Raw genomic sequence first — 13,256 nt, 5'->3', positions numbered from 1 at the left:
ACTGGTGCGGTGGACGGGACACGCGACCTGCTCGGGGTGGAACTGCCGGTGGTGGCGGCGCCGATGGCCGGCGGACCGACGACCACCGGGCTGGTCGCCGCGGTCGGCTCCGCCGGCGCGTTCGGGTTCCTGGCCGCCGGCTACCGGGCGCCGGAGGCGGTCGCGGCGGAGATCGCGGCGGCCCGGGCCACCGGCCACCCGTTCGGCGTGAACGTCTTCGTGCCCACGCCGGTGCCGGTCGCCGAGGCGCGGTTCCGCCGGTACGCGGCCCGGATCGCCGCCGAGGGCGCGCCCTACGGGCTGGACCTCGCGGCCGCGTCCCGCACCGAGGACGACGACCACTGGGCCGCGAAGGTGGAGCTGCTGGTCCGCGACCCGGTGCCGGTGGTCAGCTTCACCTTCGGCCTGCCCTCCCCGGCCGTGCTGCGGCAGCTGCGCCGGGCCGGCAGCCGGGTGCTGGTCACCGTCACCGACCCGGCGGAGGCCGCCGCCGCCGCGGAGCTGGGCGTGGACGGCCTGGTCGCGCAGAGCGGGCTGGCCGGCGGTCACCTCGGCACCTTCACCCCGGCGAAGCCGCCCCCGCTGCGCCCGCTGCCCGAGCTGGTCGGCCTGGTCACGGCCCGGACCGGGCTGCCCGTGCTGGGCGCCGGCGGGGTCGGCGGCGCGGCGGACGTGCGGGCCGCGCTCGCCGCCGGCGCGACCGGCGTCCTGGTCGGCACGCTGCTGCTGCGCGCCGCCGAGAGCGGCACCACCCGCACCCACCGCGACGCGCTGGCCGACCCCGGCCGGGACCGGACCGTGGTCACCCGGGCGTTCACCGGGCGGCCGGCCCGCGCCCTGCGCAACGGCTTCATCGAGCGGTACGAGGCGGACGCCCCGCTGGGCTACCCGGCGGTGCACCACCTGACCCGGCCGCTGCGCGCGGCGGCCGCCGGGGCCGGCGACGCCGACCGGCTGCACCTCTGGGCCGGCACCGGCTGGCGGTCCGCCCGGGCGGCCCCGGCAGCCGAGATCATCGCGGAGCTGACCCGGAGCCGCTGACCGGCGGCTGCTCCGGCCGGGGATTCCGCACGCCCGGGTAGCGCGACCGCACGGTCGAGGGTGAGCTGCGGCTCCGCCGGCCCGGGTGCCGCGCAGCGCCGGGACCCGCGCGGGCCGACGGGAGGATCCGTCAGGACAGCAGCTCGACCCAACCGTCGGTGCCGTGCACCCGGATCCGCTGCCCGTCCCGGATCCGGGCGGTGGCGTGCGGGACCGCGACGACGGCCGGCAGGCCGTACTCCCGGGCGATGACCGCGCCGTGCGTCATGAGCCCGCCCACCTCCGTCACCAGCCCAGCGACCGCGACGAACAGCGGTGACCAGCTCGGGTCGGTGTAGGCGGTGACCAGGATGTCCCCGGGTTCCAGGTCGGCGTCGGCCATGCCCCGCACGACCCGGGCCCGCCCCTCGACCGTGCCGGCGGAGACCGGGATGCCGACCAGCGCCCCCGGCGGCACGTCGTCGCGCCGGTACGCCCCGTCGAGGCCCTCACCGTCGGAGGTGAGCACCCGGGGCGGGGTGAGCGACTGGTACGCCCGGAACTCGTCCTTGCGCCGCCGGATGAGTTGATCGTCGACCCGGCGCGTCCGCACGGCCTCGTGGAACTCCTGGAAGGTGAGGTAGAAGCAGTCCTCCCGGGCGCGGAGCACGCCGGCGCGCACGAGCTGCTCGGCCTCCTCCAGCAGGGCCTGCTTGTAGAGGTAGTAGCGGCTGACGATGGCGTACTTCGGGTACTCCCGGTAGCCGACGAAGGTCCGCACCCGGTCGATCATCCGCCTGGTCTCCTCGGCCTTGGCCTCGCCGTCGGGCAGGGCGCGCAGCCGGGCCAGGATCTCCCGTTCCTTCTCCGCCGCCGCCTCGCGCCCCTGCGCGAAGCGTCGCCGGCTGGCGCCCGGCGCGAAGTTGCGGACGTTGTCCAGGATCGCCGGCAGCAGCGTGCTCGGGCGTTCGCTCCAGCGCGGCCGGGTGATGTCGATCTCGCCGGCGCACCGCATGCCGTACCGGTCGAGGTAGGCCCGGATGGCGTCCCGCGCTTCCTGCCCGCCGGGAAGCTTGGCCAGCTCGTCGAGGAAGTCGTCGTCCTCGACGTCCCGCAGGAAGGCCACCACCTCGGGATACGGACGGACGACGTCGGCGACGTCGAGCAGCGCGAGCCCCATCTCCGAGGTGATGTTGTGGGGCGCGGAGAGCGTGAGCGTGTCGGCGGCGTTCTTCTCGCCCAGCCACTCCCACAGCTGGTCGTTGAGCCACCAGGTGGCCTCCATGCCCGCCCCGATCGCCTGCATGCTCAGCGGATCGCGCAGGTCCCGCTTGTGCTCCTCGAAGGCGGCCAGGAGGAAGTCGAACCGGGCTGGTCCGGCGGTGGCCCGCAGGTCGCGCGCCAGGGTGGCGACGGCCGCCTCGCTGCGGGCGATCAGCTCGGTGACGATGGCCGGATCGGTCTCGATCGTCGCGGGCCGGCCACCGACCGGCGGCCCGGCCGGCGCCTGGTCCGGAAGCGACGGGAGGAAGTCGCCGCGGCCGAGGACGGTCTCCAGCGCATCCCTGGTCAACGGGTCGGACCTGTCCACCAGCGCCAGCAGGCTCTCCCGCCGTGACGGTGTGCTCAGGTGCGGGGTGGCGTCGACGAACAACCGCCCGCCGGCGGCGTGCATCGGGGCGAGCGCGGTCAGCTGCCACATGGACAGCCCCAACGGCTTCATGGCGTCGGTCATCATCTGCTGGTGGCCGACGGAGAGGTAGACGTGGTTCTCCCGGTCGGCGCGCTCGGGCACCGGGAACAGTGTCGTGATGGGCCGGCTCTGGACGACCTGGACCTCGCCGTCGACCAGGCACCATTCGAGATCCTGGGGCTGACCGAAGTACGCCTCGATCCGCCGGCCCAGCTCCACCAGGCGCAGGACCTGCGCATCCGTCAGCGCCGGCTGGTCCTGCCGCGCCGGGTCGATGGCGTGCTCCGCCGTCCCACCGCCGGGCCGGGCCCGGCTGGCGAGCCGCTTGACGGCGATCGTCCGGTCCACGATCACCCCGTCGCGCACCCGGTAGGCATCCGGGTTGACCCGCCCGGAGACCAGGGCCTCGCCGAGTCCGGGTGCCGCCTCGACGGTGGCCAGCCGCCGGTTGGAGGTGGTGGGATCGGCCGTGAACAGCACCCCGGACACCTGGGGGGCGAGCATCTCCTGGACGACCACGGCCATCGCGACCGTCCGGTCGTCGATGCCGTTGCGCCGGCGGTAGGCCACCGCCCGCTCGGTGAACAGGGCGGCCCAGCACCGGCTGACGTGGGCCAGGACGGCCGGCGGCCCGACCACGTTCAGGTAGGTGTCGTGCTGGCCGGCGAAGGAGGCCGCCGGCAGGTCCTCCGCCGTGGCGCTGGAGCGGACGGCGTAGCCGGCCCGTTCGCCGAGCCGGGTCACGGCCCCGGTGATCGAGGCCGCGACCGCGCCCGGGACGGGCGTCTCCTCGATGCTGCGGCGGATCTCCGCGCTGAGCGTGCCGATCCCCTCCCGGTCGCCGGATTCCAGCCGGGACAGGGCCCGGAGCCGGTCGTCGATCCCCGGCACCTCGGCCATCATCAGGCGGAAGGCCGCGGTGGTCACGCAGAAGCCGGACGGCACCGCGACGCCGTCGATCCGGGACAGCGCCCCCAGGTTCGCGCCCTTGCCGCCCACGACGGCGACGTGCTCCGCGCCGATCTCGGGGAAGTCCAACACGTACTGCTCGGTCACTACGATTCCTCCGGGTTGGGCGTACCGCGCGGCGCGGCGACCGCGGGATCACCGGGGTAGAGCGTCCCGTCGAACCCCATCTTTTCGTCCGCGCCGCGGCCAGACCGACGATTCTGCGGCAGGACCGGGGTCTTGCGGCAAGCCCACCGGTGCGATATATGTTCAAGTGGGCAGGGAGCACGATCTCCCTGCCGTTGTCGTTTCCGGGCCTGCTCGCGGCCGCCTTGCCGGTCAACCCCCGGATTCCCCCCGGCGCCCGTCGCCGCACCCCCGTCGGGTGGACCACGGTCGACCGCGCCCCTGTTCCGGCCGGTGATCCCGACCTGCCCCGGATCCGCTCGGCCGCCGCCGGCCCGCGCTGTAGCTAAGCTTCTTGACGCCTCATTGATATGTAGCTAAGTTTCAGCCACGTCCCGAGGGCCACGGCCTGAGCTGGTAGGAGGCAACCCCATGCAGCGTAGGAACTTCCTCGCCGGCGCGGTGGGCAGCGGAGCGCTCGGCGCCGGCGCCGGCGCGTTCGGGGTCGGCGCGGCCCTGGCGCCCGCGGCGGCCAGCCCGGGTGTGCGCCGGGTCCGGACCGGTCTGGACCGGCTGGTGGCCTCCGACTTCGCGGTGCTCGCCGGCCAGCGGGTCGGCGTCGTGTCGAACCCGACCGGCGTCGACGGGGCCTACCGCCACCTCGTCGACCTGATGCACGGCTCGGGCCAGGTCCGGCTGGCCGCGGCGTTCGGCCCGGAGCACGGCTTCCGCGGCTCGGCCCAGGCCGGCGGCAGCGAGGGCACCGGCGTCGACGCGCGCACCGGCATCCCGGTCTACGACGCGTACGGCGCCTCCCAGGCCCGCTGGGAGAGCATGTTCACCGAGGCGGGCGTGGACACCGTCGTCTTCGACATCCAGGACGTCGGCGTCCGCTTCTACACCTACATCTGGACCATGTACACCTCGATGGTCGCCGCGGCCCGGGTCGGCCTCCGGTACGTGGTGCTGGACCGCCCGAACCCGATCGGCGGCCGGGCGTACGGGCCGATGATGACCGCCCCGTACACCTCCGGGGTCGGCCTCAAGGAGATCGTGCAGCAGCACGGCATGACCGTCGGGGAGCTGGCCCGCTTCTTCAACGGCACATTCCTGCCGGCCGACGCCGGGCGACCGGTCGACCTGCACGTGGTGCTCTGCGAGCACTGGAAGCGGGACCGCCTCGCCGCCGACACCGACGTGCCGTGGGTGATGCCCAGCCCGAACATGCCCACCCCGGACACCGCCCTGGTCTACCCCGGCACCGGCCTCTTCGAGGGCGTCGCGTCGATCACCGAGGGCCGGGGCACCTGCCGCCCGTTCGAGCTGATCGGCGGGCTGGCCACCGACTTCGACCACCACTGGGGCGACCGCCTCAACGCCCGCGACCTGCCCGGCGTCGAGTTCCGCGAGGCGTACTTCTCGCCGACCTCGGCCGGGCAGAAGCCGCAGCTGTTGAACAAGCTCTGTGCCGGCGTCGAGGTCAAGGTGGTCGACCGGGCGGTCTACGACCCGATCCGCACCGCGGTGGCGATGCTCGTGGAGGCGCGCAGATATCCGGCCTTCGCCTGGCGCAGCGACTCCTGGGACCCGGTTCGCCCGTACTGGATCGACAAGCTCACCGGGTCGCCGCGGCTGCGCACCCAGATCGACGCCGGGGCCGACGTGGACGACGTGGTCGGCGCCTGGGCCGACGAGCTGGCCGCGTTCACCGCGCAGCGCAAGCCCTACCTGCTCTACTGAGCGCCGCCGGTCGGCAGCCGTGACGCCCGGCCGGTTGAGCCGGCTCCCCGAACGGCCGGTCCCGCGATGTGATCAGGAATCGAGAAGCCGCCGGCGTTGCCGGCCGCCTAGCCTTTCCCCAGGTGATCGGCGGGAGCGCCGAACCGTCAACGGCGAAAGGCAGACCGAGCAGTCCGCAGCGAAGTCCACGAACGGGTCCGACGGCTTCAGCCCCGAGGAGCGGGCCGCGATGAAGGAGCGCGCCGCCGAGCTGCGCGCCGAGGGCAAGAAGGGCGACAAGAAGGCCGACGAGCTGCAGGCGCTGCTGGACGGGATCGCGAAGATGGCGCCGGAGGACCGGGTGCTCGCCGAGCGGGTGCCCGTCACGGTGACCGCCAACGCCCCGCAGCTGTCGCCGACGACCTGGTACGGGATGCCCGCGTACGCGAACGCGGCCGGCAAGATCGTCCTCTTCTTCCAGAACTCGGGCAAGTTCAACTACCGGTACTCGACGCTGTGCTTCCAGGACGCGGCCAACCTCGACGACGGCGACCTGTGGCCGGTGGCGTACGCGCTGCGGCAGTGGAGCCCGGAGGTGGAGAAGCGGGTCGCCGAGCTGGTGCGGGCCGCGGTCGCCTGGCCGGTGCCGTGCCCCGGCTCCGGCGGGCCGAGCCGGTGCCGGGCACCCCGGCGATCTCGTCAATCCCGGCAAAACACCCGATTGGCATGGTAGGACTGCCGGTGAACCGGTGCGGGACGGACGAGACGCGGGCAGTGGATGACGATCGGCGGCTGGCGAGGACTGCTGCAGGGCCGCGAGGGCGAACTCCTCCTCGACCTGGTCTTCGTCTTCGTGCTGACCCGGTTCTCGCAGCGCCTGATCGAGGACTTCACCACGGACCGTCAGGTCGTCCTGCCCGAGGTCGGCCAGACGGTGCTGTTGCTGCTGGCCCTCTGGATGATCTGGGTCCACGCGGCCTGGGTGACCAGCCGGGTCGAGCCCGAGCAACCCGTCACCCAGCTGCTGATCGTCTGGACGATGTTCGGCAGCATGATCATCGCGGTCACGCTGCCCCACGCGTTCGGCGCGCGCGGGCTGCTCTTCGCGATCACGTACGTCGCCATCCAGATCGGCAAGCCGGTCATCCTGCTCATCGCGCGGCGGGACCGGGAACGGCACAACCCGCTCCGGCGCCTGTGGTGGGCGACGGCGTCCGCCGTGCCGTGGCTCGCCGGGGCGGCGCTGTTCCCGCAGAGCCCCGGACGCGGGGCGCTCTGGACCCTCGCCGTCGCCGTGGACCACGCGGGACTGGTGTCCGGCTGGCCGGTGCCGGGGCTGGGGCGTACCAGAGCGGCGGACTGGCGGCGCGCGGGTGAGTACCTCGCCGAGCGTTACCAGCAGCTCATCGTCATCACCATCGGCGAGACGATCCTGCTCACCGGCGCGACGTTCGCCGACGAGTTCACCCCCGACCGGGTGGCGCCCAGCACGCTCTCCTTCGCCACCGCGGTGCTGATGTGGCGGATCTACTTCCACCGGGCCGGGACGGTGTTCGTCACCGCCGTGCAGGTCGCCCCCCACGCGGACCGGCTCAGCAAGTCCGCGTACTACACCCAACTGGTCATGGTGGCCGGCATTCTCGCCGCCGGCGTCGGCTACGCGCTCGTCATCCGGGAACCGGGCGGCCACCAGAACCCGGTCTGGCTCGCGGTCATCCTCGGCGGGCCCGCGCTGTTCCTGGCCGGCCGGTCCTGCCTGGAGTACGAGGTGTTCGCCCGGCTCTCCCCGTCCCGGCTGCTCGGGCTGGTCGCCCTCGCCGCCGCGACGCCGGCGTTGCTGCACCGTGCGCCCCTGTTCGCCGCCGCGACCGCGACCGCCGTGCTCGCCGGGGTCGCGACCTGGGACGCGATCGGCGAGCGGCGGCATCCGGGCGAGGCGCCCTCGCCGCCGCGCTAGGGAATATCGGTCGACCGGCCGGCCGTTCGGGGCTAGCGTGATCGCCATGTTCGGCACCGTCGGCTCCGTGCGGCCCGCAGGTTTCCACCTGCCGGGCGCCGCCGCCGTGTGCGCGTGGCTGGCTGATACCCGAGGCTGACCCTCCTCCCGCTGCGGCAGAACCACGGAGGAGGGTGGCCCGGTTGTTCCGGCGCTGCCCGGTGGGGCGCGCCGTGACGCGCGGTTCTGGCGCGGTTCCCGCGGAGTGGCATCCGCCCGCGTTCGTCGTCCCGCCAGCTCTCCTCCACGGTGGAGTAACCCCATGGCCAAGAGCCAGTTCGTGCGCGCGAAGCCGCACCTCAACATCGGCACGATGGGTCACGTCGACCACGGCAAGACGACCCTGACGGCCGCCATCACCAAGGTCCTCGCCGACCGCGACCCCGCCGTCAACCGGTTCGTGTCCTTCGACGGCATCGACCGGGCGCCGGAGGAGGTGGCGCGGGGCATCACCATCAACATCGCCCACGTCGAGTACGAGACCGCGACCCGGCACTACGCCCACGTGGACATGCCCGGGCACGCCGACTTCGTGAAGAACATGATCACGGGGGCGGCGCAGGTCGACGGCGCGATCCTGGTCGTCTCCGCACTCGACGGGGCGATGCCGCAGACCCGCGAGCACGTGCTGCTCGCCCGGCGGGTCGGGGTGCCGTACCTGGTGGTGGCGATGAACAAGGCCGACGCGGTCGACGACCCGGAGCTGCTCGACCTGGTCGAGCTCGAGATCCGGGAACTGGTGTCCGGTTACGGGTTCCCCGGTGACGAGGTGCCCGTGGTCCGGGTGTCGGCGTTGCGCGCCCTCGAGGGCGACCCGCGCTGGGTGTCGTCCGTCGTGGAGCTGCTCGACGCCGTCGACTGGTACGTCCCGGTGCCGCCGCGCGCGCTCGCCGAGCCGTTCCTGATGCCGATCGAGAACGTGCTGACGATCTCCGGGCGGGGCACCGTGGTGACCGGCGCGATCGAGCGGGGCACCCTGCGGGTCGGCGACCCGGTCGAGGTCGTCGGTCTCGGTCCGACGCTGTCCACCGTGGCGACCGGGCTGGAGACCTTCGGCAAGGCGCTGGCGACCGCCGAGGCCGGCGACAACGCCGCCGTACTGCTGCGCGGGGTAAAGCGCGACCAGGTGCAGCGGGGTCAGGTGGTGGCGCTGCCGGGCAGCGTCACCCCGCACCGGCGGTTCCGGGCGCGGCTGTCCGCGCTGACCACCGCCGAGGGGGGACGGCACACCCCGTTCTTCGCCAACTACCGACCGCAGTTCTACTTCCGCACCACGGACGTGGTCGGGGCGGTGGACCTCGGTGACGTGCCGATGGTCCGGCCGGGCGACACCGTCGAGCTGACGGTGGAGCTGGGCCAGCCGATCGCGATGGACGTCGGGCTCGGCTTCGCGGTCCGGGAGGGCGGTCGCACGGTGGCCGCCGGAACGGTGACCGGCCTGCTCGACTGAACCGCGGGCCAGGGTCCCTCGCGGATCCAGCCGTTGGTCGGCGGTGGCGGACTCGTTCCGGCACCGCCGGCCGGCGGTGATGTCCGCGGCGTCGCATCCGGGCCGCCAACCGCTCGTTTCGCCACGAATCTCCGGGGAAGGCAGGGACATGGGAGCGGACCGGGCGGCACCGGTGAGCACCGGCGGTTACGACGCCGTGGTTGTCGGCGCCGGGCACAACGGTCTGGTTGCCGCCAACCTGAGCGGCGGGGTGCACGGTGGCCCGGGCGCGAACGCGGCCAGGGCGGCGCTCCTGCACGCCGGTGGCGGGCGGCTGCGGGCCGCGGCGGTGCGGGCGGCGGTGCGGCGGATCAGCAGTGCACCCGACCGTGGCCTCCTGCCGCCGCCGGTGGCGGACCTGCCCGACGCGAACCGGCGGGCCGGTGCGGTGTGCGCACCTGGGGCGACCGGACAGCTGTGATCTCGCGGCTCAGCGCCGGCGCCAGGCGAGGACACCCGCTGCGGCCCCCAGCACGCCGGCGGCGGTCGCGACCCGGTGCCGGGAGAGCCAGGCCTGCGGGCTGCGGCCGTGGGACCGGCCGGAGAAGCTGCCTCGTGCGCCGTAGTCGTGGCCGCCGGGTCCGTCGAGTGGGTGCCAGAGGTTGTTCGGCCGGTCGTGGTCGGCGGGGCGGCCGGTCTGCTGGGACTTGTAGCCGGTACGGGCCAGATACCGGTCGAGCAGGCCCGGAGCGACCCGGTTGCCGAGGATGGTCAGCGCGGTGGAGGTGCCGACCCAGTACTCGCGCCGGCGCGGCCGGTCGGCGGCCCCGACGATGGCGCGTGCCGCGACCTCCGGCTGGTAGATCGGCGGCACCGGCTCGGCGTGGCGGGGCAGGCGGGACAGCAGCCAGTCGAACTGCGGGGTGTTCAGCGCCGGTAGGTGCACCATGGTCACCCGCACGTTGCTGCGCTGGTGCATCAGCTCACAGCGCAGGGACTCGGTGAACCCGACGATGGCGTGCTTCGCCCCGCAGTAGGCGGCCTGCAGCGGGATGCCCCGGTAGGCCAGCGCGGAGCCGACCTGGACGATGGTGCCGCGGTCGCGGGGGAACATGTGGGACAGGGCGACGCGGGTGCCGTGCACGTAGCCGAGGTAGGTGACCTCCATGGCGCGCCGGAACTCCTCCGGCCGGGTCTCCTGGAACGGCGCGAAGACGGAGCTGAAGGCATCGTTGATCCACAGGTCGATGGGCCCCAGCTCCGCCTCGATGCGCCGGGCGGCGGCGACGACCTGGTCGTGATCGGCCATGTCGACCTCGATCGGCAGGGCCTGGCTCCCCGCGGCCCGCACCTCCTCGGCGGCGGCGTCGAGCCCGACCCGCCCTCGGGCCAGCAGCGCGATGGCGATTCCGCGGCGGGCCAGCAGTCGGACCGTGGCCCGACCGACTCCCGCGCTGGCGCCGGTGACCACCGCCACCTGGATGTCCCGTCTGCCCATGACTGTCCCCCTCTGCCGTCGACTCCGGCTGCCGCACTACCCGCCGGTGACCCGGCCAGTCATCCGGCGGCGTCGAATGCGCGCGACCCGGCCGGGCGGGAAGGGCTCCGGGTCGGGTGTCAGCCGGGAAGGTACGGGTACTGCGCGCCACGGACGTCGACGAGGGGAACGACAGCCATGGGCACAGCCGGTCCCGGCCACCAGCGCACGGGTCGCACCTGGCAGGGTCCGCACGAGGCCTGCCGGTGACCCGCCGTCACGGGTCGCCGGCGGATGGAACCGCCGGCACCGCTCCGGCGGTGTTGCGCGACTACGCGCTGCTGGCCGACGGGCATCGGGGCGCGCTCATCGGCCCGGGCGGGGACGTTGCCTGGCTGTGCGCGCCCGGCTGGTCCGACCCGGCGGTGTTCAGCTCACTGCTCGGCGGGGCCGGGCGGTTCCTGGTCGCGCCGGCGGACGCTCGGTTCGTCTGGGGCGGGCACTACGAGCCGGGTTCGCTGATCTGGCGCAGCCGCTGGGTCACCGAGAACGGCATCGTCGAGTCCCGGGAGGCGCTGGTCTTCCCCGGCGAAGCGAACCGGTTGGTACTGCTGCGCCAGGTCCGGGCGCTGGACCAGCCGGCGCGGGTGCGGGTGCTGCTGGATCCACGGGCCGGTTTCGGCCGGGAGCCGGTGCGGGACGTGAGCCGGGACGGCGACCGGTGGCTGGCCCGCACCGGCGGGCTGCACCTGCGGTTGCAGGGCGGCGGCGGGCTGCACCGCGACGGGCAGGGCTTTCTCGTCGGTGAGCTGACGGTCCCTGCCGGTGGTCGGCACGACCTGGTGCTGGAACTCGCCGACCAGCCGCTCGACCGGCCGGATGAGCCGCCCGGCGAGCTGTGGCGGACCACCGAGCACCACTGGGGGTCGGTGGTCCCCTCGCTGGCCGGGCCGGCGAGCCGCGACGCGGCGCTGGCCTACGCCGTGCTGCGGGGCATGACTCGTCCGGGCGGCGGGATGGTGGCCGCCGCCACCACGGCCCTGCCCGAGCGGGCGATGGCGGGGCGCAACTACGACTACCGGTACGCGTGGATTCGTGACCAGTCCTTCGCCGGTCAGGCCGCCGCGCTGGTCGGCCGCTACGACCTGCTCGACGACGCCGTCGCCTTCCTGACCGGCCGGGTTCTGGCCGACGGGTACGACCTGGCTCCCGCGTACACCGTCGACGGCGATCCGGTGCCGCGGGAGCAGCCGCTGGACGGCCTGCCCGGCTACCCGGGCGCCGGCGCGCGGACCGGCAACTGGGTGCACGGCCAGTTCCAACTGGACGCCTTCGGCGAGGTGCTGATGGTGCTGGCGGCTGCGCAGCAGCACGACCGGCTCGACAGCGACGGCCGGCGCGCCATGCAGGTGGTCGCCGACGCGATCGAGCGGCGCTGGTCGCAGCCGGACTCCGGGATCTGGGAGCTGCCGCCCCGCCAGTGGACGCATTCGAAGTTGACCAGTGTGGCGGGCCTGCGGGCGGCCGCCCGCACCGCGACGGCGCGCCCGGCGGCGCACTGGTCGGCGCTTGCCGACCGGATTCTCGCCGACGCCGCGGGGAACGGGCTCGCCGCGGACGGGCACTGGCGGCGGTCCTACGACGACGACCGGATCGATGCGGCGTTACTGTTGCCCGGCATCCGCGGAGCGCTCCCGGCACAGGATCCGCGGACCGACCGGACCCGCCGCGCGGTCGTCGCGCAGCTGGCGCAGGACGGCTACCTGTACCGGTTCCGTCCCGACCGGCGGCCGCTCGGCGACGCCGAGGGCGCGTTCCTGCTCTGCGGGTTCGCCGCCGCCCTGGCCGCGTGGCAGGCCGGTGACGCGGTGGGCGCGAACCGCTGGTTTGAACGCAACCGGGCCGCGTGCGGGCCACCGGGCCTCTACACCGAGGAGTACGACGTGCGGCAGCGCCAGCTGCGGGGCAATCTGCCCCAGGGATTCGTCCACGCGCTGATGCTCGAGACGGCGGTGACCCTCGGCCAGGTGGATCCCTGCCGCTGACCGGGTCAGCGGCCGGGGCCCGAGATGAGCGCCAGTCCGGTCTGCGGGTCGACCCGCTTGGCCAGCTCGGGGGCGACCTCGGTGACGATCACCTCGAGCGTCGGCCACACGCGGGCCGAGAGCAGGTGCCCGCCCACCGTGCTGCCGTCGGAGCGGCCGAGCACGGCGTGCACGTGCAGGGCCGGCTCGCCGTCGCGGGCGGCCACGTCTCCGACCAGTGACAGCACTTCCACCTGTTCCCGCACCGGGATGTGCCGGTAGTCGGCCAGTTCCCGATCGAACCAGCCGACCTCGGCCTCCTGGAAGCCGCCCACGGCGGTCACTCGGCCGGCGCGCAGGCCGTGACGGCGCAGCGCGTCGCCGATCGTGGTGACCGGTTCCTCACCCTTGTCGCAGACGACGACCAGCACCCGGCCGGTCGGTTGGTGCAGTTCGTCGATCCTCACAGCTCTCCCTTCTGATGGGCGGCGGCGGTCGCGCCCAGCGCCGCCCAGCAGGTGGCGACAGCGGAGTCGGCCAGGGCGGCGTGACGCTGCCGCGGGTCGGCGGCGGCGAGGGCGAGTGCGGTGACGGCGTGGATGCCGTCGACCGCCGCCCCGGCGGCGAGCACCGCCCGGGTGGGCCGCCAAGAGGTCACGATGGTCTGGACCAGGTGCCGGGCGCCGAGCACCCGCAGCGTCGTCAGCGCGGCGGTGGTGGCGGGACCGACCGGGCGGAGCAGCGCGCCCGGAGCGAGCAGCAGCAGGCCGGCCCACACCAGCCGGACACCCACCGCCCCGCGTCCCAGCTCGCGGCGGGTCATC

The 13,256-nt window shown here is 74.2% G+C and carries 11 protein-coding genes; 7 read left to right on the top strand and 4 right to left on the bottom strand.

Features of this window, described 5'->3' with window-relative positions; genetic code table 11:
• The first annotated feature begins 9 nt into the window (after nucleotides 1-9).
• On the top strand, nucleotides 10-1,041 hold the full coding sequence (locus ACIBPB_RS12030; RefSeq protein WP_396839597.1) for a nitronate monooxygenase: 1,032 nt from the start codon (nucleotides 10-12) through the stop codon (nucleotides 1,039-1,041).
• A gap of 130 nt (nucleotides 1,042-1,171) precedes the next feature.
• Here ACIBPB_RS12030 and rph read toward each other — a convergent pair whose 3' ends face one another.
• The gene (gene rph / locus ACIBPB_RS12025; protein ID WP_396839596.1) at nucleotides 1,172-3,769 is read right to left on the bottom strand and encodes a rifamycin-inactivating phosphotransferase; all 2,598 of its coding nucleotides are present in this window, start codon (nucleotides 3,767-3,769) and stop codon (nucleotides 1,172-1,174) included.
• A gap of 450 nt (nucleotides 3,770-4,219) precedes the next feature.
• Here rph and ACIBPB_RS12020 point away from each other — a divergent pair, with 450 nt between their 5' ends.
• The 5 genes from ACIBPB_RS12020 (at nucleotide 4,220) to ACIBPB_RS12000 (ending at nucleotide 9,412) form a co-directional block, all read left to right on the top strand.
• Entirely contained in the window at nucleotides 4,220-5,527 is a 1,308-nt protein-coding gene (locus ACIBPB_RS12020; RefSeq protein WP_396839595.1) for an exo-beta-N-acetylmuramidase NamZ domain-containing protein, read from the top strand.
• Between the two features lie 229 nt (nucleotides 5,528-5,756).
• Nucleotides 5,757-6,239 (top strand): iron chaperone, encoded by a 483-nt coding sequence (locus ACIBPB_RS12015; protein WP_396839593.1) that lies wholly within the window; start codon nucleotides 5,757-5,759, stop codon nucleotides 6,237-6,239.
• 45 nt (nucleotides 6,240-6,284) lie between these two features.
• Nucleotides 6,285-7,463 carry a low temperature requirement protein A gene (locus ACIBPB_RS12010; RefSeq protein WP_396839591.1) on the top strand — a complete coding sequence of 393 codons (1,179 nt, stop codon included), beginning with the start codon at nucleotides 6,285-6,287 and terminating at the stop codon, nucleotides 7,461-7,463.
• A 301-nt stretch (nucleotides 7,464-7,764) separates the two neighbouring features.
• The gene (gene tuf / locus ACIBPB_RS12005; RefSeq protein ID WP_396839590.1) at nucleotides 7,765-8,952 is read left to right on the top strand and encodes an elongation factor Tu; all 1,188 of its coding nucleotides are present in this window, start codon (nucleotides 7,765-7,767) and stop codon (nucleotides 8,950-8,952) included.
• A gap of 148 nt (nucleotides 8,953-9,100) precedes the next feature.
• Nucleotides 9,101-9,412: a hypothetical protein gene (locus ACIBPB_RS12000; protein ID WP_396839589.1), complete on the top strand. Its 312-nt coding sequence runs from the start codon at nucleotides 9,101-9,103 to the stop codon at nucleotides 9,410-9,412.
• A gap of 9 nt (nucleotides 9,413-9,421) precedes the next feature.
• On the opposite strand, the gene ACIBPB_RS11995 is transcribed toward ACIBPB_RS12000, so the two are convergent.
• Complete coding sequence (locus ACIBPB_RS11995; RefSeq protein WP_396839588.1) at nucleotides 9,422-10,429, bottom strand: SDR family oxidoreductase; 1,008 nt, start codon at nucleotides 10,427-10,429, stop codon at nucleotides 9,422-9,424.
• Nucleotides 10,430-10,674: 245 nt separating this feature from the next.
• On the opposite strand from ACIBPB_RS11995, the gene ACIBPB_RS11990 reads away from it, so the two are divergent.
• A complete protein-coding gene (locus ACIBPB_RS11990; protein ID WP_396839587.1) occupies nucleotides 10,675-12,453 on the top strand; it encodes a glycoside hydrolase family 15 protein in 1,779 nt (592 codons plus the stop codon).
• A gap of 5 nt (nucleotides 12,454-12,458) precedes the next feature.
• On the opposite strand, the gene ACIBPB_RS11985 is transcribed toward ACIBPB_RS11990, so the two are convergent.
• Together ACIBPB_RS11985 and ACIBPB_RS11980 are read right to left on the bottom strand one after the other, a co-directional pair.
• Complete coding sequence (locus ACIBPB_RS11985; protein WP_396839586.1) at nucleotides 12,459-12,899, bottom strand: PPC domain-containing DNA-binding protein; 441 nt, start codon at nucleotides 12,897-12,899, stop codon at nucleotides 12,459-12,461.
• Complete coding sequence (locus ACIBPB_RS11980) at nucleotides 12,896-13,255, bottom strand: hypothetical protein (protein WP_396839584.1); 360 nt, start codon at nucleotides 13,253-13,255, stop codon at nucleotides 12,896-12,898. Before ACIBPB_RS11980 ends, ACIBPB_RS11985 begins: the two co-directional genes overlap by 4 nt.
• Nucleotide 13,256 lies beyond the last annotated feature (1 nt).

The sequence above is a fragment of the Micromonospora sp. NPDC049836 genome (assembly GCF_044465125.1).
In the GTDB taxonomy this organism is placed as follows: Bacteria; Actinomycetota; Actinomycetes; order Mycobacteriales; family Micromonosporaceae; genus Micromonospora.
Note: the sequence above shows the minus strand (reverse complement) of the source record. Positions and strands in the feature narration are given on the sequence as shown.

Excerpts from the sequence above, each read along its gene's own strand:
- ACIBPB_RS12020 (WP_396839595.1), top strand. The coding sequence starts at position 4,220 with ATGCAGCGTAGGAACTTCCTCGCCGGCGCGGTGGGCAGCGGAGCGCTC.
- ACIBPB_RS12015 (WP_396839593.1), top strand. The coding sequence starts at position 5,757 with ATGAAGGAGCGCGCCGCCGAGCTGCGCGCCGAGGGCAAGAAGGGCGAC.
- ACIBPB_RS12010 (WP_396839591.1), top strand. The coding sequence starts at position 6,285 with ATGACGATCGGCGGCTGGCGAGGACTGCTGCAGGGCCGCGAGGGCGAA.
- tuf (WP_396839590.1), top strand. The coding sequence starts at position 7,765 with ATGGCCAAGAGCCAGTTCGTGCGCGCGAAGCCGCACCTCAACATCGGC.
- ACIBPB_RS12000 (WP_396839589.1), top strand. The coding sequence starts at position 9,101 with ATGGGAGCGGACCGGGCGGCACCGGTGAGCACCGGCGGTTACGACGCC.
- ACIBPB_RS11995 (WP_396839588.1), bottom strand. The coding sequence starts at position 10,429 with ATGGGCAGACGGGACATCCAGGTGGCGGTGGTCACCGGCGCCAGCGCG.
- ACIBPB_RS11980 (WP_396839584.1), bottom strand. The coding sequence starts at position 13,255 with ATGACCCGCCGCGAGCTGGGACGCGGGGCGGTGGGTGTCCGGCTGGTG.